The sequence below is a fragment of the Pseudoalteromonas fenneropenaei genome (genome assembly GCF_042643375.1).
In the GTDB taxonomy this organism is placed as follows: Bacteria; Pseudomonadota; Gammaproteobacteria; order Enterobacterales; family Alteromonadaceae; genus Pseudoalteromonas; species Pseudoalteromonas fenneropenaei.
Map to the genome: position 1 here is coordinate 65116 of NZ_JBHRSD010000023.1, position 22813 is coordinate 87928.

Below are 22813 nucleotides of genomic sequence, written 5' to 3' on the forward strand. Positions count from 1 at the left end.
GTCATGTCACTCCATTACATTGAGCTGTATTTTTCACGCAGTTGCTGACGCACAAACTCAGCGACTGTGTTGAAGATAAACGTGAAGACGAATAGTACGAAGGCCGCAAGAAAGAGGATACGGTAGTGCGAACTGCCCACCTCTGATTCCGGCATTTCAACCGCAATGTTAGCGGCCAACGTACGCATACCTTGGAAAATACTCCAATCCATAATCGGCGTGTTACCCGTTGCCATAAGCACTATCATGGTCTCACCCACAGCGCGCCCAAGGCCCATCATCACTGCTGAGAAAATACCTGGGCTAGCTGTTAGTAACACTACTCGGACTAGGGTTTGCCACTGTGTTGCTCCTAATGCCAATGAGCCATTAGAGAGGTGCTTAGGCACGCTGAAGACCGCGTCCTCAGCAATTGAGAAAATCGTCGGGATAACCGCAAAGCCCATTGCAATACCCACTACCAAGGAGTTACGTTGGTCAAAAGTAAGACCTAGTTCGTTGGTTAAATACAAGCGCACATTACCACCAAACAACCAAAACTCGAGTGTCTCGCTCATTGCAAATGACATCCAACCGATAAACAACACCACAGGAATAAGTACAATCGAGTGCCAGCCTTCTGGTACAACATGGCGCAAGTTTTCAGGCAATTTGGTCCAAGCAAATGCAGTTGCCAAGATCCCCAAAGGCAGCAAGAGTAGAATCGCCACTATCGCCGGTAGATTTTCTTCAATTAATGGTGCTAACCACAAACCCGCTAAGAAACCTAAAATAACTGTCGGCAAAGCTTCCATGATTTCAACGGTAGGTTTAACTACGCGACGTAATTCACTGGACATAAAATAGGCCGTGTAAATGGCCGCTGATAGCGCTATCGGCACAGCAAACAGCATCGCGTACATCGCCGCTTTAATGGTGCCGAATGAAATTGGCACTAATGAGAATTTAGATTCGAAATCATCGCTGGCTGAGGTCGACTGCCAAATGTAATCAGGCTCTGGGTAACCCTCATACCAGACTTCTTGCCATAGCGCAGACCAAGTCACTTCTGGGTGCTCATTATGGATAGTGAATACTTTTAAGCTGTCGTCGGCAATTAATACCGCTGCATTCGCGCGCGGAGCAACCGCAAACTGAGTAATCGCACCTTCACTGACTTTACCTTGCCACAAGTGTGCTTGACTGGTGGTGTAATACACGCCCAGTTCACCTTTGTTGGTCGTAGTAAAGAAAGTACGGCGATAGAACTCACTGTTAATGGCAATCTTAGCTTTTTTACTGCTTTCAAATGCACGTGCTTTAGTAAACTGACGTCCTTCATCACCATTTACTTCAAACCACTGTGACACTTCGCCATTATCATTGGCTATCATCAAAGAGTTTGCACCCGCTAATAACGACATCGACACCAAATTAGCATTTTCTTCGTTAGCAGCGAGCACTTGTAGTAATTCAACGTCACTGACATCACGGCTATTGAAAATATAAATCTGGTTAGCTGAGCGCACAAAAGTACGACTACCATCTGGACTAATGACAAGCTCATCAACTCGACCATCAATACTAAGCTCAGTGCGCTCCGCCAACCATTCAACTTCACCGCTGAACATGTTCTCTTCTTGCGTGAACGCAGCTAAGACCACGCGCTTATCGGCAGTTTGCGCAACCACTGCGGCACGCTCTTCAGTTAGCGTGAACGCCAACTTATTGATGGCATTAGCGCTATCATCAACCACCAGCGCTTGTTCCGCCAATGGATAACGTAAGGTCGGCGTCAACACACGTTTGTTATTTGGGAAAGTCACCAAAAAAGCCGGTTTAACAATTTGCACCTGACCATTATCTAGACCATAAGCAAACAATCCTTGATGCGGTGCTGATTTTGCGAAGCTCGTGATTTTGCCATCAAACTTAGCTTCCACCGACTGCAATAGTTTGCCTTGCTCTTTGCCGGCGACCGCATAAAAGTCAACCCTACCTTGGTTAGATAGCAAATAAGCAACTTCGGTCTGCTCTTCAATACCAATACCAACGTACTGAGTCGCATCCGTCAAACTGATCTCACTGCGCTTTTCCACTTTCGCTGATTCGAAAATCGGCTCAACCACATAGAGTAAGTAGAAAAAGATCAACAACAAGGCCACCAACACAAGCAACCCACCAGCAGAAATGCCGTACTGGGCAAAGCGGTCTTTGATTAGACGGCTTCTATCCGTTGTAAAAGACGGTTTAAGCGGATTGGAAGTCATCAAAACACCCTATTCTATGAAAACTGCGGCCATTATATTTCACCAAGATGACAGTTATGTTACAAGCGAGGTTTTATACGCTTTCTTCGTCCCTTTTTCTTCACTAAATAAATATTCAATTTTGTCGCATTTTATTTGCACTTTTTCTACATTAAGCCCTTAAATAAATTGGACAAAGTGCCGTCTCATGCTAATACTGAAAAGGCGCTAAGTACGCAATCTGCTGGCCTCCATACTCATCAAGGCCACGAATAATAATTAAATAGAGACACGCATCATGAAGCAGTTAGTTTTAACCATCATAGGGAAGGACCGCCCTGGGCTGGTGGAAGAAATTTCCACGGTCATTTTGCATCAGCACGGTAACTGGCTTACAAGTAACCTTAGCCATTTGGCAGGTCACTTTGCTGGGATTGTGCAGGTGGAGGTCGCCGAAGAGCATCTACAAGGACTACAAACCGCATTAGGGCAGTTAAGTGACCTTGAGATCAGGGTAGAAGCTGGAGAGCAAGACGTTCAGTTAGGCCAAGAGCTAGAGCGTTTAAATCTGGTGATCACAGGTAACGACAGACCAGGAATAGTGCAGGAGCTTGCTTCTGTGATCCGCCATAAAGGCGCCAATATTACACAACTGAGTTCCAAACAACGCAGCGCACCTAATTGGGGCGTGCCCATCTTCAGCGCCATGGCAACCGTCACTTTACCCCCAGGTATGAATAAAGATGCAGTTATCGACGCGCTTGAAAACATTACCAGTGACCTGATTGTGGATGTGGAAGAACAAGTTTAGGGTAAAAACGAGCACAAACGCGGTTAGTACCCGCGTTTGTCACAAAAGTGTCACGATTGACACCTAAGATGACATTGCGTGTAGTATCATGGACAGTAATATGAATGTCTCAACCCCTGCCCCCCTTGCCCACAATTATTTTGCCAAGGAATTAAGTTGGTTATCCTTTAACGAACGGGTATTACAAGAAGCTAAAGATCCAGTGAATCCGATTATCGAACGGATCCGTTTTCTCGGCATATTTTCCAATAATCTCGATGAGTTTTTCCGCGTTCGTGTTGCGGATATCCGGCGACGAATTTTATTAAATAATTTGCCTGAAACCAATTTCGACGAGGACGAAGTACTGATGGCAGCAGTACAAGAGAAAGTCCTTGAGCTTGGCAAAAAGTTTAATCAGATCTATCAACAGATCTTACTCGATATGCACGAGCACAATATTCACGTGGTATTACCCGATGAACTATCGGAGTATCACCTAAATTGGCTCAAGCGCTTTTTCCATGATCATGTGTTACAACACATGGCACCCATTTTGTTGACAGAAAATATCGATTATTCTGATCACATCAACGACACCATGACCTATTTGTTCGTGGAGATGATAAGCCAGAAGAATCACTATGCGTTTTTAGAGATCCCCACCGATCGCCTTAATCGCTTTATCGTGTTACCGCCAGAGAAAACCCGCCGTCATAAAACCATAGTGATGCTTGACGATGTGATTCGCTATTTTTTGGCGGACGTATTCAATAGCTTCTTCGAATTTAGCAGCATTCAAGGCTATTCGATTAAACTGACGCGGGACGCAGAATACAATCTCGACGATGAAATTGAGGAAGGTCTATTAGATAGAATGTCAAAAGGCCTCAAACAGCGGGTTTACGCAGAGCCTGTGCGGCTGGTGTTTGAACAGAATATGCCTGAAGAAATGCAAAGGGTGATGAAAAAACGCCTTGGCATTACCACTCACGATGCCCTCATCCCAGGCGGGCGTTATCGCAATTTCCGTGATTTTATCAGCTTTCCCAATGTCGGCCGCGGCTACCTTGAAAACCAGCCACTACCCGCATTACAGAGCACTGCGTTTGGTAAACATCCGAGCGTGTTTAAAGCCATTTCGGAGCAGGATATTCTGCTTTATTACCCATACCACACTTTTAACCATATGTTGGAGTTTGTTCGTCAAGCGGCGTTCGACCCCGATGTCACGCAGCTGAAAATCAATATTTATCGCGTAGCGAGTAAATCGCGTTTGATTTCATCCCTGTTGAATGCGGCCAAAAATGGTAAAAAAGTTACTGTGATGGTGGAATTGAAAGCCCGTTTTGATGAACAAAACAACATCGAGTGGGCCAAGATGCTGAGTGAAGCTGGGATCAAAGTGCTGATGGGGATCCCTGCCTTAAAAGTTCACTCTAAACTTTGCGTCGTGCACCGCAAAGAGCAGGGCCACATCGTCAAATATGCACACATTGGCACTGGCAACTTCAACGAGAAAACTGCCAAAATATATACTGATTTCAGCTTATTTACTAAGCATCCAGAATTAAGCGAAGAATGCGATACGGTGTTTCGCTATATTGAAAGCAGCTACCGCCAATATCACTTTGAGCATTTGATGGTATCACCAATCAATGCTAGAGAAAAAATTGGTCGCTTGATAAAGCATGAGATCAAAGCCGCAAATGAAGGCAAAACGGCGAAAATCACACTAAAGATTAATAACTTGGTGGATAAAGAGTTAGTCGACCAACTTTATGAAGCAGGCCGTGCTGGGGTAAAAATACGCATTATTGTGCGTGGCATGTGTTCATTATTGCCGGGCATTGCCAAGTTTAGTGACAACATTCGTGTCATTAGTATTGTTGACCGCTTTTTAGAACACCCCCGCGTGATGGTGTTCCATAATCAGGGCGATCCGCAGGTTTATATCTCTTCCGCCGATTGGATGACCCGCAACTTAGATCACCGTATTGAAGTGGGTACACCGATTTTTGACCCTAAGCTTAAGCAAGTGATTATTGATATCCTAGAAATGCATTTTAAGGATAGAATGAAAGCTCGAGTGATTGACGCAGAGCAGCGTAATAGTTATGTGCGCCGCGGTAATCGCAAGAAAATTCGCTCACAAATAGCCATTTATGACCTTCTGAAAAAATGGGAGAACACCGATCACCATGTCTGATTATCCAGCCATTGCCGCCGTTGACTTAGGCTCAAATAGTTTCCATTTAGTGGTTGCACGTGAGGTTGACGGCCAACTGCAGTTATTACACCGCGAAAAGCAAAGGGTGTTTCTTGCTGCCGGTTTGGATGAAAATGATAACTTGTCGCTCGAAGCCATTGAGCGGGCGGTGGCTATTCTCAATCAGTTTGCCGCTACTTTGCAGGGCTTCCCAGCAGAAAACGTTAAAGTGGTGGCGACTTATACTTTACGTAAAACTCGCAATATTCAGCAGTTTCTTAACTTGGCTGCAAAAGTCTTTCCGTATCGAATTGAAGTGATCTCTGGGCAAGAAGAAGCGCGACTAATTTACCAAGGCGTAGCACGCAATCTTCATGATACCCACCACCGGCTGGTGGTGGATGTCGGCGGTGGCAGCACTGAGCTTATCATTGGTAAACACCAGCAGCACGCGCTGCTGTCGAGTCGCAACATTGGCTGTGTAACCTTAAGCCAACGCTACTTTCAAGACGGCCGCATCAGCGACAAACGTTTTAGTAAGGCAGAGATTGCCGCAGAGCAAGAGCTTGAATCCATTGCTGCCAAATACTGTCAGCATGGCTGGCAAGTTTGTTACGGCACATCGGGCACAGTCAAAGCCATTAGTTTAGTATGTCAGGCGCTTTGGCAAGATCCCACTATTACGCTTGAACGACTCCTCGCCATCAAAGCCCAGTTGGTTGAAGCCAAGTTGCTCTCTGGCGTTGAATTAAAAGGCTTAGTTGCAGAGCGCGTTGCGACTTTGCCAGGCGGGTTAGCTGTGCTTATCGCGGTCTTTCGCCAACTGCGAATGAGCGAAATGCACTATTGTGATTTTGCCCTGCGCGAAGGCTTGCTCCATGATATGCAGCAATCTTTCCATGCGGTGGATATTCGCGCCAACACTATCAATACCCTAAGTGAGCGTTATGCCGTCGATAAGGCCCATGCGGAGCAGGTCTGTATGAGTTTGGAAACGCTGTTTAATCAGGTAAGTAGCACATGGGCGTTACAGCGCAGTGACCTTAAACTGTTAAAGTGGGCTGCTCAACTGCACGAGGTAGGGTTATCTATTAATTCATCGGCGCTCCACAAACACAGCGCCTATATAGTGAGTAACACCCAACTACCCGGCTTTACGCAAGAACAGCAGCAAATCTTAAGTGGCCTAATTCGCTTTTATCGCAAGAAAATCAAAGTCAGTGAAATTCCATTTTTCCTTGGTATCACTGCAATACATTTTTATCGCTTGCTGATGCTGTTTCGCTTCGCGGTGCTACTTAATCAAAAACGTCAGGCCGAGCTTCAGCCGAGCTGCACGCTTACCGCCGCTGAGCACAGTTTACATGTGAGTTTTCAATCGCCCGAGTGGCTCGCTGAACACAGCTTATTTGCCGCCGATTTAGCCCGCGAGCAGGATTATTGGTTGAGCGTCAATCTAAGTTTTAGTTACAGCTAACATCAGCCTGTTAGTAACAGGCTTTATATTGCGTTGTGTTCTGCGGCATCGGGCTGAGCGATGACGAATTAACGAATCTCCGTTACCACCGCAAAAATATCGTCGGCATAATCACGCGACACCAATGCCATATGGAACAAAGCACTAACCGGTGTCGCTGGCCGAATGGCAAGGAGAATATTCTCTGCTTCTTGCCAATCATTACGCTCTACCGCCTGTGCCAATTGTAAGCTACCACCAAGCATGCCTTGGTAGTTTAGTAGCGCACTCGATAACGAAGAATCAAGCGAGAACTCCTGTACAATTGCGGCTAGCTCCACTTCTAAAATAGCATCTAGGATAGACATTAAGCCCATCAAATAACCTTGCTCAGCCATATCATTGCCACCTGGCTCTAAAAATAGCTGCAAGAAGCGCGCACGGGTAAGGCCCATGCGCGTCAATTCTGCTGGTCTGTCTACACCCAATTCACTGAGCGCCAACACCCGCACAAACTGGCGAATGGCATCTTCACCAAGATACACCACAGCTTGCGAGATAGACTTCATCTCGACGCGCTCTTCACCTGCTTTGGCGTTCGCCATTTTCAGCACCCGAGCAGTCAAGCTGAGGTCTTTTGCCACGCGGTCTTGGATTTCTTTAAAGCATAGGTTGGGCTTTGCAGTACAGCGCAGCAGTTCAAACACAATCAGTTTTGATGGCTCGATATTGCCATGATTCAGCATTTCTGGACGTGCAAAATAATATCCTTGAAACAAGTCACAACCAGCGGCTTTAAGATATTGATAGGTTCGCTGATCTTCAATACGCTCAACAATAATTTTCACATCTGGAAAATTGCGTTTGAGTTTCTTCAGCGCCATAGTAGTTTTTATCAAAGGCTCCAGCACTTCCAGCTTGATATAATCCATTAAGGGTAACAACGGCGCCCATTTCTCATCACCATCATAATCGTCTAACGCAAACTTATAGCCTTTTTCGCGTAACTTAGTCACGGTTTCCACGAGTGATGGAATGTTTTGCGAACGCTCCACTATCTCAATGACGAGATTGGTCGGTTTAAGTAGTCTGGGTAATTCCTGCAACAAAGATTCATCGGAGAGGTTGATAAAAGCGCGATGACCCGCAGCTAAGCGGTCGACACCGATAAACATCAATGAATTAAAAAATAATCGACCTGTTGCCTGTCCATCACTGACTCCAACCGGAAAAGCGTTATTGTGCGAGTCTCGATACAACAGTTCGTAGGCAAAAACGGACTGATCAGCGTCAAGGATCGCTTGCCGCGCGATGTACTGCACCGCAGTGTTTTTTACTTTAGCTACTATCCCACTCATTAACATCCCGTTCCTACTTAGGTATAAAAATACTTAACCTATGTAAAAAGCATACGGTAACTAAGGGTGTTGAGCAAACCAAAAAATTCACGCCTAGGGAAAATTTTTCGTGTCTAGGCAAACGGATTTTGCAATGCAGAAAAAAACTGCGTTATGATGAAATCATGAAGCGATATTTAACCTGGCTTACGCTACTGATGTTGCTGTGTGGATGGCAACTGACTCAGGCAAATAATCTTGATAATGCGGCTCCGGTACTAAAATACAGTCTGAGCGGTTCGGGTAACTATTTTCCGTATTATACTCACGACCCAGTCCACCCAGGGATTTTCCCAGACAGTATCAGCGCCATCTTAGCTGCTGCTGCACTTAAAGGCGAAAACCTAGTGCTGCCCGCCAAACGCACCGTTTACTACCTCGAATCCGGCCAACTTGATTTTGACGTGTTAAGTCCTGATTGGCTGAGCGAAACACAGCGCCAAAACAAGCTATTTGTGTTTTCCGAGCCTTTTTTAGCCATCAACGAATATGTTGTCACGCGCCCTGATTTTAATCGCAACCATCAGCCTTTGCTCGCGGGGCAAGTGGTCGGCACAGTGCGAGGCTATTATTATCATGACGATGCCGAGTTTGAACGGCAGGACTTTAACTCCGAACGTGAATTGATGCAGGCGCTCCACATTGGTCGCGTTGACCGCATTATTATTGGCGACTTACCTGCGCTTTATTGGAGTCAAGAACTTGGTATCCCGTTCCAATATAGCGCCCTGCATTCAAAAGGTGAGCTACATATACGTTTACTTGCAAAGCATCAAAATTTATTACCCCAGCTCAACACCGCCATAAAGGAGCTCAAAGCCAGTGGTACATTTATTGCGATTGAAAAACAGTACGTGAGCAGCTTAGAAAAGCTGCCCACTGTTATCAACGGGCAATAAGCTAAGTTATTCTGGCACGAGTTGCTCTGAGCGGTAAAACCCGTCTTCATCACTGAGTAAAGTCACCAATTCAGGCAAAACTTCGTTCATCGTTGTAGTTAATGTCCAAGGAGGGTTAATCACTATCATGCCTGATGCCGTCATACCGTGCTCAAACGTGTCAGCACTCGTCGCCAACTCATACAAGTGAATATTACGTACGCCAGACGCCTTGAGCTGACTTTCCATCAAATCAATGCGCGCACGGTCTACAACCGGATACCAAATCATGAAAGTGCCAGAATTAAAGCGTTTATAGGCCGCAATTATAGATTCCACTGTGCGCTCATAATCCGCTTTGATCTCGTATGGCGGGTCCATCAAGACACAGGCACGACGACTAGCCGGGGGTAATAGCCCTTGTAAGCCTTTAAAGCCATCTTCAGCACGCACCCGTAACGATTTTTTATGGGCGGTATTTTGCTCTAATAACCTTAAATCACGTGGATGTAACTCAAAAAACCAGCCTTTATCCTCGCGGCGCAAAAACGACTCAGCCACTTTTGGTGAACCAGGGTAAAATGCCAAATTTTTGTTATTAAACGACTTCACTAACGCTATGTAATGTTGCAACGCTGGGTGCTTAACTTTTGCATCCCACAGCTTGCCTATCCCTTGCAGATACTCTTTGGTTTTTTGCGCATCGCTGCCAGCCAGTTCGAATAGCCCAGCGCCTGAATGGGTGTCGATATAATCGAATGGCTTGTCTTTACGTGTCATATATTCAAGGACCTGCGCCAACACCAAATGTTTGATCACATCCGCTGGGTTGCCAGCATGAAAAGAGTGGCGATAACTAAGCATGAAATATCCTCGTTGTGGAGAAAGACACAGCACAAACAGTACAAAAATTCAGCAATCACTGAACCGCATGTGAATAAAATTTTTTGAATAGACTATTATCACTGATTTTTTGCTAAAAATCAGTACAAAGTCACGTAAATACTGGCATCACAGCACAGTTTGCATTACATTGGCGACTCCAATCACAGTGATAAGAGCGCATTTTTATGAACGATATTCTTCCTCAACTCGAACAACTGATTGAACAGCTTTTACAAAAAAACCAGCAGTTAAACCAAGAAGTTCAAACGCTACAAGAACAGGTCAGTAAACTCATTGACGAAAATGAAACGTTACAACTAGAAGTACTAGACAACGAAGAAAAGCAAAAAGACACCAGCACCGCCCTCGCGGGTTTACTGGCAAAATTACAAAGCGCACAACAGGCCTGATAGCCCGCTGTCGCACTGACTTGCAAAGCGAACCACCATGGCCGATAAATCTGTGCAGGTGTCTGTCGAACTGCTCGGGAAAACCCAGCAGTTCACCTGTGAATCCGGACAAGAGCACATTCTGTTAGAAGCGGTCAGCTTACTCAATACCCGAGTTTGTGAGATGCGCCAGCGCGCGACCGTCCGCAATGATCATAACGCTTTACTGTTAGCCGCATTGCACCTTTGCCACGAGTACAATGCGTTACAGAAAGAGCAGAAAAATACCAGCCACACCCTACAAATGCTGTGTGAGAAGTTGAGCCAAGCCAAATAATCAGGCACACTATGGCGAAATTTTGTACGCCGCAGAGCAGCTTTGACAATACGCTGCTATACTCATGGACGAGCGCGAGGAAGTGTGGATGTCTCAAGTTAAGTTATTGTTTTCTATATTCTCTGTCCTTTTATTGGGAGCATGTCAAATGCTCCCTGCGTCGCTGCAAGCAAGCTCCGCCAATCAGCAACTGAGCACAACAGATGACGTAACGCCGAATACCGCACTAAATGAAGCATCCCTCAATACCAGCTCCCCTGAGGTAATTGCTGCAGCGCTTGTCATGCCACCAAGTACAAGCAAAGTGGCAAGCGCGCCGCCAAAAGCCAAACCAAAAGTCAGTTACGATGACCTTTGGCAAGAGTTACAAGCAGGTCTGCGGCTTAACGTTGCTGATCACCCAAGGCTACAAAAACGCATCGCTTGGTACCGCAAGCAACCGCAATATTTAGTGGTTGCCAATAAACGCGCTGCGCCGTTTTTGTATCACATAGTGCAAAAGGTAAAACAGCAGGGGCTGCCAATGGAATTAGCCTTATTGCCCTTTGTTGAAAGTGATTTTCGCCTCAATGCCCGCTCATCCGAGCAAGCGATAGGGGTGTGGCAATTAATGAGCAGTACCGCCCATCATTTTGGTATAAAACAAAACCCTTGGTACGATGGTCGACTGGATGTGCTGGCTGCTACGGATGCGGCACTGGCCTACTTAAAATATCTGCACCAAAAATTCGATGGCGATTGGCTACATGCGCTCGCAGCCTATAACAGCGGTGAAGGCCGTGTGATGGAAGCGATTGCTAACAATCGCAAACTGAAAAAAAGCACCCACTTTTGGCATCTAAAACTGCCTAAAGAAACCGCGGAATACGTACCTAAACTTTTAGCGCTTAGTTCTTTACTACGGCATCCTAATGCCGGCATCACGATTCCGAGCTTACCGAATCGTGCCACGACAACACCGCTCGATATCGCTCAACCATTTGATTTTGCGGTGTTTGCCAAATTAAGCGGACTCGATAAACAGCGCCTGCACGCGCTCAATCCTGCGTACCTACGCCATCGCAGCGCGCCACAAGGGCCACACACCTTGCTACTCCCCTACACTGCCACAACCTTGGTACAACAAGCCTTTTATCGTGATTATTTTAGCTTGCAATATCAGGTCAAACCCGGTGATACCTTGTACTCGATTGCCAAACGCAGCAAAATCTCAGTGGCGCAGTTAAAGTCGCTTAATAGTAAGCAGCAAGACATGATCCGCGTGGGTGAAACCTTGCTCATCAGCCAGCCGAATAAACATCATAATCTGCTACAACAATTTGAGATAAGCCCGTATGTAGCGCAAACCCAACAAAAAAAACCTGAGCTGGACGACCATCAACATGTGGTCACAAATGGCGAATCTTTGTGGTCGATAAGCCGCCACTATGGTGTCGCGATGCGCGACTTATCAGATTGGAATCACTTAGGTAAACGCACTAAACTTAAGTTGGGTCAAAAACTATTGGTCAAGCTACCTAAAGCCGCTGTCGTTCAAGACGATTTTATTGATCCGCTAGACAATCTTAAACTCAGGTTGAAACAAAATAGCCAACCGCTGTAGCGTGGCGTAGAATAGCGGTTTTTAAAACATCGAGACATCAACATGCAAATCGCAAAAGACTCTGTGGTTGAATTCCACTACACCCTGACTGAAGCGGGTACGCAAATCGAAAGTAGCGCAGACAGTGATCCACTTGCGTATATCCATGGCAACGACAGTATGCTGCCTGGCCTAGAAGCCGCAATGGAAGGCAAAGCCGCTGGCGATAAATTTGCCGTGACGCTTGAGCCAAAAGATGCCTACGGTGAGCGCCAAGAAAACTTCGTACAACGTATTCCTCTTAAGCACCTACAAGGCGCTAAAGTATGGAAACCAGGTATGACTGCGATTGTTGAAACCAATCAAGGCCGTCACCAAGTACAAATCGTTAAAGTTGGCCATTTCAATGCTGATTGCGATTTAAACCACCCATTGGCAGGCAAAACATTAACGTTTGACGTTGAAATCGTTGCGGTACGTGCAGCAACTGCTGAAGAGCTAGCGCACGGCCACGTTCACGCCGCTGGCGGCTGTGGTCACAACCACTAAGCGCTCAGCCAATGATAAGTAAACGTGTTGCGATTGTAACGGGTGGCAGTTTTGGCATTGGCCGCGCGATTGTCGAACGCCTCTTGGCAGATGACTTTGTAGTTTTCAATCTCGATATTACTGCTAGCGACTGTGGCGAATACCGTCATTGTGACGTCAGCCAAGTGTCGGCAGTCCATGCCGCCATTGCAGCGATTGTGACTGAAACGGGACGCATTGATGCCTTGGTATCCAATGCTGGCAAGCATTTAAGCGCGACCATCGAACAAACTGATGAAGCCACTTTTGATGCGCTGTTTGCGCTGAATGTTAAAGGTGCGTATGGCGCTATCCAAGCTGTACTGCCAGTGATGAAAGCACAGCAGCAAGGCGCGATTGTGCTCATCGCGTCGGATCAGGCCCTAGTTGCGAAACGCAACTCGTTTGCTTATAACCTCAGTAAAGCGGCATTAGCGTCGATGGCAAAAACCACCGCGCTTGATTACGCCAGTTTTAATATTCGTGCCAATGCGGTATGCCCCGGCACCATAGAGACACCTCTGTTCCATCGCGCTATCGACAACTACTGTGCCCGTAGCGGTGCAGACAAAGCAACGATTGTTGCCGAAGAAGCGGCCTTACAGCCTTTAGGGCGTTTAGGCCAAGCCAGTGAAGTCGCTGCGTTAGTGGCATTTCTCGTCAGTCCAGAGGCAAGCTTTATCACCGGCAGCCTCCAAACAATAGATGGCGGTTATACCGCACAATGACAATACGCACGCCGATCATTGACCCTCACCTGCATTTGTTTGATTTAGCCAAGGGCAATTATCATTGGTTAAAGGGCGACAATCCACCTACGTGGCCGCATCTTGAACGTATTCGCAAAAATCATAGTGCAGTGGAACTACTCCAAGCGCTGCCGCACTTGGCGGGATTTGTGCACATTGAAGCAGGTTTTGATAACGACTCCCCTGAGCGCGAATTGGCTTGGCTTGCAGAGCATGTCACTGAGCTACCTTATAAAGCCATTGCTTATGCATGTATCAGTGCAGCACCCGAGCGTTTTGCCGAGCAATTAGCACAGCTGCAGCAAGCGCCAAACCTCGTTGGGATCCGTGATATTACCGAAGGCGAAGACGGGCTACGCTTGAGCGCGGCGGCTACACAGCAAAATTTGGCGTTGCTTGCTAAACACCAGCTGATTTTCGAAGCGCAAGCCAATTTTGCCCACCCTAGCTACCGTGATGCAATTTGCCAACTTGCCGTACAGCTACCGGATTTAACCTTAGTGCTGTGTCACGCAGGTTTACTCAGCGCAATGGATGATTGGCAGGAGATCCTAAGCAGCTTCGCGCCCTACGCTAACATTTTAGTGAAATTCAGTGGTCAGGAAATGTTGGCAAAGCCGCTTGCAATACAACCAGCATTTCAAGTACTACTCGATACGCTGGGCGCAAAGCGAATTATGCTCGCCTCAAATTATCCGGTATGTTTACAACAGTGGCAGTACGATGAACTATGGCTGCGATATAAGCAGTATTGGCCAGATCCGCACAGCTGGAATTCAGTGAGCTACCAAAATGCTGCCGACCTGTACGGTCTCAAGGTTTAAGAGCGGATCTTAACCAAATCGTATTTGTTGAGTTGGGGCACGATTGCCTGTAAGCGAGATTCTGTTTTATCTAACGTATTCAAGCACTCACAATATTCAGCCGCTTTGGCTTCAAGTTGATGTGCTTTTTTCTGCAGTGATTTATCGATTTCGCGCGAAATGATCTCCATGCGCTGTCCCATATCATTGATCCTATCTTCGATATTGCCTTCGCGGGATTTAAACGCATCACCGAGCGACACTAAGATGGCCCCTAACGAACCATGCACCGCAGAATGAATTTTTTGACTGATCTCTTTGGTAAAGAAATCATCTATTTTCGATAAAGATTGCGGAGCAATAAAAAAGAAATCGTCGCCACGTTTGAACTTGTCCATCAGCGCGCGCTCAACGTATTGCAGCTGGGTTTTTAACACTTCAGGTTCTTTGTCTGACATACTTTCGACCACTTGTTCAATCGCCGAAAGCCCTAAATTCACCCCATCAGTGGCCAGCTCTACTAGCTCTGGCACAGTATTGCGGATCCCAAGTGAGTATTCTTTGAGGACTTGAATTTCTTCGCTATTGAGATCGATCCAATAACCACCAATCAATAGCTGTTCATCATGATTAATTTGCACCCGCGTTTGGCCGTTATCCACAATCCGAATAACATCATCTGTGATGATAAGGCCGTGACCCAATTCCACGTCACATTTGGTTGCAGCCTGCGCTGCGCCACAGCAAAGTGCTAATGTAGAGATCAGATGAATTACGCGCTTCATGAAGCCCCCCTCAGTTTGGGCTTCGAGCGTAGCAAAATTTAGCGATGTGGCAAAGTTATTTCGCAAACCGCACTAGGCGCAGATAAAGATCTGAGGTTTTCACTTTAAGGTTGTTTTTACCATCGGCAAACTGATAAACCCAAGCGTGATCTTGCCGCACTAAATCCCCGGTATTACTCCAGTAATTATCGTTTTTAGCACCCGCAAAAACACTTTCATTGACAGCCGGCAATACACATTGGTGTTCAACAATACTCGCCAGTGCTTTAATATTCGGTACATGCCAGTCATCATGCCCAGCTAAACGGAAGTTCTCTGACGCTTGCAAAGCTTGTTGCCAGTTCACTCGCGTCGCCTGACCGTCACAGCTTTGTGTGCTGGCGTTGTAGCTTTCGCCATAGTTACAGCGTTGCCACATTAAGCCGGTCAGGTTATCCGAGACAGTGCCATCATCATGGGTTGTAAAGCGAGTTGCGGGGGTCGTTTCAGGAATGTTGAGGTAACAATTTTGTGCCAACGCCAACTGCGAGCCTAATAGAGACAATAAAATCAGCACTTTAAACGGTTTCATAAAATCCTCGTCTCGCATTAAGGAGTACGTACTAAGCGCACATAGGCAGTATTGCTTTTTGGGTACGCTAAATCATTACCACTAGCAAAATCAAAGATGTATGCCTGAGATAAGCTTTGCCCATCGGCACTGGTTTGGTTGGTCCAAAAATACAAGTGATTGTTGATACTTTGCGCCGGCATATTGGGGAAGAAACGCGTGTCGAGTAAATGGGTTTGGCCGCGCTTAGCAAAGTCCAACAGCCCCATTAGCTCGACATAAGTTGGCACCCGCCAGTTACTGCCACCACAGTAGTTGGTTGCGTTCACGGCGTCCACATAAGCTTGCAAACCACAATTGACATTACTAGCACAGCTGGTGTTGGCACCGCCTTCTACATTACTCACCTGACCACTTAACGACCAAGTATAAGTATTATGGGCTGCACGCGTTGTCACCGCAGGTATTGTACCACTCACTGGCTCTTTTACTTCCCAGATAAGGCCGCTGACATTGTCACGAATACAGCTGAAACTGCTGCTATCGTTAGGTAATTCGTCGGCAAACGCATCAAGTTTGGTAAAATCAAAGCCCGCTTCGCCAAGGCCAGTTTTATCGAGTAAAGCGGCGAGACTATCACGGCCAAGTTGCGCATCTTGACGTGGAAACTGACTACTGCCGCAGCTGGTACGTTGTTGATTGTCAAAACAACTATTTAAACCGCTATCATGAATTAAGCCATATTTGACAGGTTCAATGGTAATTTGTTTATCATCTGTGGCACTGTATCCAAGTGCATCTGTCACGGTAACTCGCCATTGCTGCACTTGCGTGCCATCAACATCGGGTGCTACAAACTCGGTTTTACAGGCATTGCTATTGGTCGGGGTAATAGTCACACCACTTAATTGCTGCCACACACATTGATAGTTAGCGCTGACACTAACACTCGCTGACGCATCTAATGTCACAGTTTCAAATTCTGTGACGGTGGCATCGTCTCCGGCGTTGGCAAACACTAATTGGTTATTCTTAGCCAAGATCAGGCTAGCCTCGGCGGTGGCCGTTGCCCCTTCATCATCGGTGACAGTCACTTGCCATACTACGGTGGCGGCTTCAGCCAACAATGGATGGCTAAAACTTAAAGTAGCTGAGTTACTATTACTCACCGTCAAAGCCTTGCCAGAGCGCTGTTGCCATTGATAACGCACAATGCCACCGTCTTCATCCGGATCGCTCGATTCTTCTGCACTTAAAGTGATGGTATCGTTGTATTTGCTAGGGAGTTCAGTTGGCTCTGTTTGGCTAATAATGGCAAGCGGGACTTGATTTACTGACCGAACACTGACCGTCACTGAATCTGACACCACGCTGCCGTCAGGTGCCGTATATTCCGCAATCACACTATAAGCGCTGTCGGCCTTAATACTTGGGGCTGTCAAACTGACTGTTTCACCCGTCGTTGGCAATCCTCCAAAACTTGCACCGCTGGCGACGCGCCAAGCAACCGTGCCACCAGCTGGCGATACGAGCGCAGTTAAATCAACGACTTGGCCTTCATCAACTTGCACATCCGCACCGATGTTAATGCTGGCATTAACGGTACTGTTGCCTTCGCCACCACCTCCACCGCATGCACTGAGCCACAGTAAAGAACAAATCGCTAACCAACTACGGTTTTGCATCCCGTTATCCTTTTATAGGTAGCTATCCTGATGAATACGGACAAATAACTTAGTGCCCACCTTGCTGTAATCAACTTTATATTCTTTGCCATCCAATGCCTGAATAAACAACAACCGCTTCATTTCGCCAAATACTTCATTACTAGAGACTTGAACCACCTCCAAGTAACGCTCTTTCGCTTCACGACGATTACGCGGTAGTTCATCTTTGAAAGGTTCAAGCCCGGAGTGAGTCACCTTGATCTTTGGCTGATTATCACCATTGACTATCACCAAATCGATTTTTTTCTCTTTATGAATGATAGTATTACGGCCACTTTTAATGTATGCCCTTTCTATTGTCATCACTTATTCCTAATTACTTCTTGGCAAAGTCTGTTGCGCGTGCAGCTGCTCCATAATACGCTCGGGATCACGCTTCCAGTGATTCAACAAGTTTGCAAATTGCCAGATGTCGCGGTCTAACACATTCGCTGGCAACATCAAATCAAATTCAGTTGCGAGCCTTAAATGTGCCATCCGATTACCAAACATGGCAATTAACCCATGATATTGTTTACCACTTGGCGACTTAAACTCTGAGTCCTCAATTAACCAGTCTTCAGGGCAGTTGCCATTTTTGCAATACATTTTAACAGCTTGTAAAAGAATATGCCGCTGTTCAATTAATAATTTTGCCGCCAAACGGGGCGACAATGCTATTAAAAATTCATCTATGTTATTAATTTTAATACCAACTGCATTTAACTCAAGCTCGGTGTAGTCAAATGTGACTTTTGGTACACCTGCCGAATGCAAATTTGTCCGCGGTAATTGCCATGCACCGAACTTATGCTGATAGGTCAAGCAGTGCGTGTCTAGGCTCATACTGAAGTAAGGTTCCTGACTTTTTAAAAAGCCAAGCCAAATTGCCACCAAGCCAGCACTCACAATTGCGATTTCCAAGATTGAGATAGGTGTCGGTCTTAGGCTGACAAACACCATCACCACTATCACCGCCACCGCGCCAACCAACATACATTCAATACTAAAACGATTTGCAGTGGCACGCAGCATCACTGCGCCTTTGTGTTGAGGTGATGTCATAGCATTAGGTACTCAAATACAGCCAATAGTACAAACCGTACATCAGCACAGTCCAAATTACCAAGCGCCGGATCACACGACAGCGCTGACAAGGTGGTTGTTTCGCCACTTAGACTCCTATACTTATGCTTGGGCTGACATAACAATGCAACCTAATTCAGGTACTTGTGAAATAATTTAGTCGTTTTTACGGTTAATACACAAAATTATGAGACATCCTGTGCGCTGCCTTGGGATGTTTTTCTGTACACTTAAGCTATCACTTTTATTGGTTAAGTATCATGTTGTCACAACAATCCGGCAAAGCGCTGTTTCCTTTTCTTATTTTGGTCCTACTAGGACTGTGTGTATATTTATACCTGCCCAAATCAGCAGGGCAAACCCAGCAAGGTGGCATGAATGCCACTGAAGTGGTGGCACACAGTGTCAGCCAAGACAATCGCGCCGTTTCGGTTGACGCCGTAGGGAGTGCTAGAGCCAATCAGGCGATCAATATTACCAGTGCGCAAAGTGACTACGTCACGGCCATTTATTTCAAAGATGGTGACAGCGTAGCGCAAGGTCAACAGCTCGTGCAACTGCAAGATCAGCAAGAGAAACTTCAAGTTGCCGAGTTAAGTATCAATTTGAAAGAGCAGCGTCGTCAGTTAGAGCGACTCAACGAATTAGCCAAGAGCCAAAGTGCGGCTAAATCGCAACTGGAAGAGCAACGTTCAAAAGTAGACGCGCTACAAGCGCAATTAGATGCAGCACGTACTAAATTACAAGAAATGACTATAACCGCGCCATTCGCTGGGGTTTTGGGTAAACGTTTGGTTTCGGTGGGTGCATACGTGAATACCAATACTGTACTGACCACCTTAGATGATTTAAGTATTATCAAAGTCGATTTTCAGGTGCCAGAAAAATACCTAGCCCAACTTAAGCTAGGGATGAAAGTCACAGCACTGAGCGACGCGTATGCAAATAGTCTTTTTACTGGCGAATTGTCGCATATTGACCCTCGCATTGATGAGCGCACCCGTTCAATCGCAGTCACAGCAAAATTCAAAAATAAAGATAATCGCTTACGTCCTGGGATGCTGCTGTTTACTAAATTACAGCTGGCAGAAGTGACGGCGCTAATGGTCCCTGAAAAAGCCATTATTCCGCTGCAAGATAAGCATTTTGTGTATGCCATCGATGCCAATGGCAAGGTAGAACGCGTCCAAGTTAAGATCCAAACTCGGTTTAATGGCTGGGTGGCGATAGCCGAAGGGCTGCACGAAGGACAACAGGTGATCACTGAAGGCACCTTAAAACTCCGTGTGGGCAGCTCAGTGGTTGTAAAGGGGTAAAGGCGTGAGAATTACCGATACTGCGGTGAAGCGACCGATATTCGCTATCGTAATTAACCTGTTACTGCTTACTTTTGGGATTGTGGCATTTACTATGTTGCCACTGCGAGAATACCCAGATATCGAAACGCCAATTGTTAGCGTCAGCACCAACTACCCGGGCGCCAGTGCTGAAGTAGTAGAAACCAAAATCACCCAAATTATTGAGAACCGTATTTCAGGTATTGAGGGTATCAAAAGCATCTCTTCATCGAGCCGCAACGGTAGCTCAAATATCACCATAGAGTTTAACATCGACCGCGATATCGACGCTGCAGCCAATGACGTACGTGAACGGGTATCACGCACCTTAGACCGCTTGCCTGAGCAGGTACGTCCGCCTGAGGTCTCTAAATCTGACGGTGACGAAAGCCCGATTGCTTGGTTCGTACTCAATAGTCAAACCATGGACTCTCTGCAATTGTCGGACTATGCCCAGCGCTACATAGTTGATCGCTTGGCCGTTGTCGATGGGGTATCAAACGTACGCATTGGCGGTGAACGCCAATATGCGATGAAAATCTGGCTTGACCGTAAGGCCATGGCGGCACGCGGCATTACCAGCGGCGATATAGAACAAGTATTACGCAATGAAAACGTCGAGCTACCGGCTGGCGAAATTGAATCTCTCGATCGCGATTTTGCGGTGCGCATCGCGCGTAGTTATAAAACTCGTGACGATTTTGAAAATTTAGTCTTAAAAAGGGGCGAACAAGGTTATCTGGTCCGCCTTGGTGAAGTCGCGGAGGTCAATCTTGAAGCCGCAGACGATGAAAGCATGTTCCGTGGCAATGGTAAGAACATGATTGGTCTTGGTATTGTCAAACAAGCCAAAGCCAATACGCTAGAAGTGGTCGACAATGCCCGCGCTGAATTAGAACGGATCAAACGTAATTTACCACAAGGCACCACCATTGAAGAGAGCTACGACTCCTCGATTTTTATTCGTGAGTCCATCGACGAAGTATACCGCACCTTAATTATCGCCATGATTTTGGTGGTGTTGGTGATTTATCTATTTCTCGGTAATGTACGCGCCACACTAATCCCAGCAGTGACTGTACCAGTAGCCCTCATCGCCACTTTTATGTTTTTACTGGCCATGGATTACTCTATCAACTTGCTGACGTTATTGGCACTGGTGCTGGCTATCGGTTTAGTGGTCGATGACGCCATTGTAATGCTGGAAAACATTCACCGCCGCATTGAACTTGGTGAGCCGCCGCTACTGGCAGCCTATCGTGGCGCCCGCGAGGTTGGCTTTGCGGTTATCGCAACTACCTTGGTATTGGTGGCGGTGTTCGTACCATTAGTATTTATGGAAGGCCGTATTGGTGCGCTCTTCACCGAATTTGCCATGGCCGTTTCGGCGGCGGTTATTTTCTCGAGTATTACCGCGCTCACCCTTTCACCCGCTCTTTGTTCCAAAGTACTCAAAGCAAACGAAAGTCACTCGCGTTTTAGCCTCTGGATGGACCGCCAGTTTACTAAGATTGAGAGTGCTTATCGGCGCATTTTAGATAATAACATCAACGGTATTTTTGGTCTGAGTGGTGTATTACTGCTAGCGGGTTTTGCAGCGTATTTGCTATTTAAACAAATACCTTCAGAACTCACGCCACAAGAAGACCGCGGCACATTCTTTGTGATGATGAATGGCCCAGAGGGCGCATCATATGAAAATAACGCGGCCAATATGGAAGAAATCGAGAAGCGCCTACTCCCTTACCTTGAGCAAGGCGAGCTGAGCCGCGTGCTAGTACGTGTACCGGGCTGGGGCGGCCAAGGTGGTGTGGCCATCGTCGGTATGGCGGATTGGGACGAGCGAAAACGTTCTACTTGGCAAGTGATGGATGAGATCAGCGGCAAAATGACTGAAGTGACCGACATTCGCGCCTTTGCGATTATGCGCCGCGGTATCGGCGGTGGCGGCAACTCGCGCCCAGTGGAATTTGTACTACAAGGCAATGATTATGCCGAATTAGCCGATTGGCGTGACCGTATCATTGCCAAAGCGCAAAAAAACCCGGGATTGGTGCGCATTGACCACGACTATAAAGAAACCTTCCCACAGTTTTTAATTAGCATAGACAAAAACAAAGCGGCGGATCTTGGCATTTCAGTCAACGATGTCGGTCGTACTTTAGAAACTATGCTGGGTCAGCGCCGTGTTACTACCTTTATCGACCGCGGTGAAGAGTACGACGTGATCTTAAAAGGCGACAAAGCCGACTTTGGCGCCCCAGCGGATATTGCTAATATTTACGTGAAATCACGCACTGGTGCGCTGGTGCCATTGGATAGCTTAGTCACTTTGACTGAGCAAGCGACCGCGGCAAGATTGAATCGTTACAATCGGATGCGCGCCATTACCATCAGTGCCAACTTAGCGGAAGGTTATACCCTTGAGCAAGCACTGGACTTCTTAAATACCGTCGCAGCGCAAGAGAACACCCATGACGGTGCGATAGACTACAAAGGCGAGTCGCAGCTCTTCTACGAAGGCGCGTCGGCAATGACCTATGTGTTTATTCTGGCGTTGACCGTGACTTTCTTAGTGCTAGCCGCGCAGTTCGAGAGTTTTGTACATCCGTTTGTCATCATGCTGACGGTTCCGCTTGGTTTAATGGGTGCAATGCTTGGCCTTTACGCTACAGATAATACGCTTAATATCTACAGCCAAATCGGTATTGTCATGCTGATAGGTTTAAGTGCCAAAAACGGTATTTTGATTGTCGAATTTGCCAACCAGTTACGAGACCGCGGCATGGCATTTAAAGAAGCGGTGATCACTGCGGCAGCACAACGTTTGCGACCTATTATTATGACTTCGCTGACCACAGTGATGAGTGCCATTCCGCTAGTTTTGGCCACCGGTCCCGGCGCAGAAAGCCGTATGGTCATAGGTGTAGTAGTTTTTGCTGGCGTGAGTGTCGCAACCTTGCTAACGTTATTTGTAGTACCTTGCGCCTATATGGCACTTGCGCGTGGTACTCAATCGCCAGAATTTTTGGCCAAACGTCTGCAAGAGCAGGATGATCACCATCCACTATAAGGAAGA

At 46.7% G+C, this 22813-nt stretch carries 20 protein-coding genes; 12 read left to right on the forward strand and 8 right to left on the reverse strand.

The features are described from left to right. Positions 1-14: 14 nt before the first annotated feature. Complete coding sequence (locus ACFOEE_RS13565; RefSeq protein ID WP_377125140.1) at positions 15-2249, reverse strand: ABC transporter permease subunit; 2235 nt, start codon at positions 2247-2249, stop codon at positions 15-17. A 277-nt stretch (positions 2250-2526) separates the two neighbouring features. Between ACFOEE_RS13565 and ACFOEE_RS13570 the strand changes: the two genes are divergently transcribed. The 3 genes from ACFOEE_RS13570 (at position 2527) to ACFOEE_RS13580 (ending at position 6704) form a co-directional block, all read left to right on the forward strand. Next, positions 2527-3039 carry a glycine cleavage system protein R gene (locus ACFOEE_RS13570; RefSeq protein ID WP_377125142.1) on the forward strand — a complete coding sequence of 171 codons (513 nt, stop codon included), beginning with the start codon at positions 2527-2529 and terminating at the stop codon, positions 3037-3039. Positions 3040-3139: 100 nt separating this feature from the next. Then, positions 3140-5227 carry a polyphosphate kinase 1 gene (gene ppk1, locus ACFOEE_RS13575; protein ID WP_377125144.1) on the forward strand — a complete coding sequence of 696 codons (2088 nt, stop codon included), beginning with the start codon at positions 3140-3142 and terminating at the stop codon, positions 5225-5227. Then, positions 5220-6704, forward strand: coding sequence for a Ppx/GppA phosphatase family protein (locus tag ACFOEE_RS13580; protein ID WP_377125146.1), 1485 nt, complete (start codon positions 5220-5222; stop codon positions 6702-6704). The genes ppk1 and ACFOEE_RS13580 overlap by 8 nt, the downstream gene beginning before the upstream one ends. A 68-nt stretch (positions 6705-6772) precedes the next feature. Here ACFOEE_RS13580 and ACFOEE_RS13585 read toward each other — a convergent pair whose 3' ends face one another. Next, positions 6773-8047, reverse strand: coding sequence for an EAL and HDOD domain-containing protein (locus ACFOEE_RS13585; protein ID WP_377125148.1), 1275 nt, complete (start codon positions 8045-8047; stop codon positions 6773-6775). A 158-nt stretch (positions 8048-8205) separates the two neighbouring features. Here ACFOEE_RS13585 and ACFOEE_RS13590 point away from each other — a divergent pair, with 158 nt between their 5' ends. Continuing rightward, positions 8206-8979 carry a transporter substrate-binding domain-containing protein gene (locus tag ACFOEE_RS13590; RefSeq protein WP_377125150.1) on the forward strand — a complete coding sequence of 258 codons (774 nt, stop codon included), beginning with the start codon at positions 8206-8208 and terminating at the stop codon, positions 8977-8979. Between the two features lie 6 nt (positions 8980-8985). Here the strand turns inward: ACFOEE_RS13590 and ACFOEE_RS13595 are convergent, their stop codons facing one another. After that, positions 8986-9822 (reverse strand): 23S rRNA (adenine(2030)-N(6))-methyltransferase RlmJ, encoded by an 837-nt coding sequence (locus ACFOEE_RS13595; RefSeq protein WP_377125152.1) that lies wholly within the window; start codon positions 9820-9822, stop codon positions 8986-8988. A 206-nt stretch (positions 9823-10028) separates the two neighbouring features. Here ACFOEE_RS13595 and ACFOEE_RS13600 point away from each other — a divergent pair, with 206 nt between their 5' ends. The 6 genes from ACFOEE_RS13600 (at position 10029) to ACFOEE_RS13625 (ending at position 14291) form a co-directional block, all read left to right on the forward strand. After that, the gene (locus tag ACFOEE_RS13600; RefSeq protein ID WP_377125155.1) at positions 10029-10253 is read left to right on the forward strand and encodes a DUF904 domain-containing protein; all 225 of its coding nucleotides are present in this window, start codon (positions 10029-10031) and stop codon (positions 10251-10253) included. A 37-nt stretch (positions 10254-10290) separates the two neighbouring features. Further along, positions 10291-10569 carry a cell division protein ZapA gene (locus tag ACFOEE_RS13605; RefSeq protein WP_377125158.1) on the forward strand — a complete coding sequence of 93 codons (279 nt, stop codon included), beginning with the start codon at positions 10291-10293 and terminating at the stop codon, positions 10567-10569. A gap of 148 nt (positions 10570-10717) precedes the next feature. Beyond that, entirely contained in the window at positions 10718-12172 is a 1455-nt protein-coding gene (locus tag ACFOEE_RS13610) for a LysM peptidoglycan-binding domain-containing protein (RefSeq protein WP_377125161.1), read from the forward strand. A gap of 42 nt (positions 12173-12214) precedes the next feature. Continuing rightward, a complete protein-coding gene (locus ACFOEE_RS13615) occupies positions 12215-12700 on the forward strand; it encodes an FKBP-type peptidyl-prolyl cis-trans isomerase (RefSeq protein WP_377125164.1) in 486 nt (161 codons plus the stop codon). Between the two features lie 11 nt (positions 12701-12711). Further along, positions 12712-13446: an SDR family NAD(P)-dependent oxidoreductase gene (locus tag ACFOEE_RS13620; protein WP_377125167.1), complete on the forward strand. Its 735-nt coding sequence runs from the start codon at positions 12712-12714 to the stop codon at positions 13444-13446. After that, a complete protein-coding gene (locus ACFOEE_RS13625) occupies positions 13443-14291 on the forward strand; it encodes an amidohydrolase family protein (protein ID WP_377125170.1) in 849 nt (282 codons plus the stop codon). The genes ACFOEE_RS13620 and ACFOEE_RS13625 overlap by 4 nt, the downstream gene beginning before the upstream one ends. Here ACFOEE_RS13625 and ACFOEE_RS13630 read toward each other — a convergent pair. From ACFOEE_RS13630 to ACFOEE_RS13650, 5 genes are read right to left on the reverse strand one after another with little or no spacing between them, the layout of a single operon-like run. Further along, positions 14288-15055: a YggN family protein gene (locus ACFOEE_RS13630; RefSeq protein WP_377125172.1), complete on the reverse strand. Its 768-nt coding sequence runs from the start codon at positions 15053-15055 to the stop codon at positions 14288-14290. The two genes, ACFOEE_RS13625 and ACFOEE_RS13630, sit on opposite strands and share 4 nt — an antisense overlap. Before the next feature lie 55 nt (positions 15056-15110). Further along, on the reverse strand, positions 15111-15626 hold the full coding sequence (locus ACFOEE_RS13635) for an Lcl C-terminal domain-containing protein (protein ID WP_377125175.1): 516 nt from the start codon (positions 15624-15626) through the stop codon (positions 15111-15113). 17 nt (positions 15627-15643) lie between these two features. Further along, positions 15644-17290, reverse strand: coding sequence for an Lcl C-terminal domain-containing protein (locus ACFOEE_RS13640; RefSeq protein ID WP_377125178.1), 1647 nt, complete (start codon positions 17288-17290; stop codon positions 15644-15646). Positions 17291-17302: 12 nt separating this feature from the next. Then, complete coding sequence (locus ACFOEE_RS13645; protein WP_377125181.1) at positions 17303-17635, reverse strand: hypothetical protein; 333 nt, start codon at positions 17633-17635, stop codon at positions 17303-17305. Between the two features lie 9 nt (positions 17636-17644). Continuing rightward, the gene (locus ACFOEE_RS13650; RefSeq protein ID WP_377125184.1) at positions 17645-18376 is read right to left on the reverse strand and encodes a DUF2982 domain-containing protein; all 732 of its coding nucleotides are present in this window, start codon (positions 18374-18376) and stop codon (positions 17645-17647) included. Positions 18377-18657: 281 nt separating this feature from the next. Between ACFOEE_RS13650 and ACFOEE_RS13655 the strand changes: the two genes are divergently transcribed. Together ACFOEE_RS13655 and ACFOEE_RS13660 are read left to right on the forward strand one after the other, a co-directional pair. After that, positions 18658-19713, forward strand: coding sequence for an efflux RND transporter periplasmic adaptor subunit (locus ACFOEE_RS13655; RefSeq protein ID WP_377125187.1), 1056 nt, complete (start codon positions 18658-18660; stop codon positions 19711-19713). A gap of 4 nt (positions 19714-19717) precedes the next feature. Continuing rightward, complete coding sequence (locus ACFOEE_RS13660) at positions 19718-22807, forward strand: efflux RND transporter permease subunit (RefSeq protein ID WP_377125189.1); 3090 nt, start codon at positions 19718-19720, stop codon at positions 22805-22807. The last annotated feature ends 6 nt before the right edge of the window (positions 22808-22813 follow it).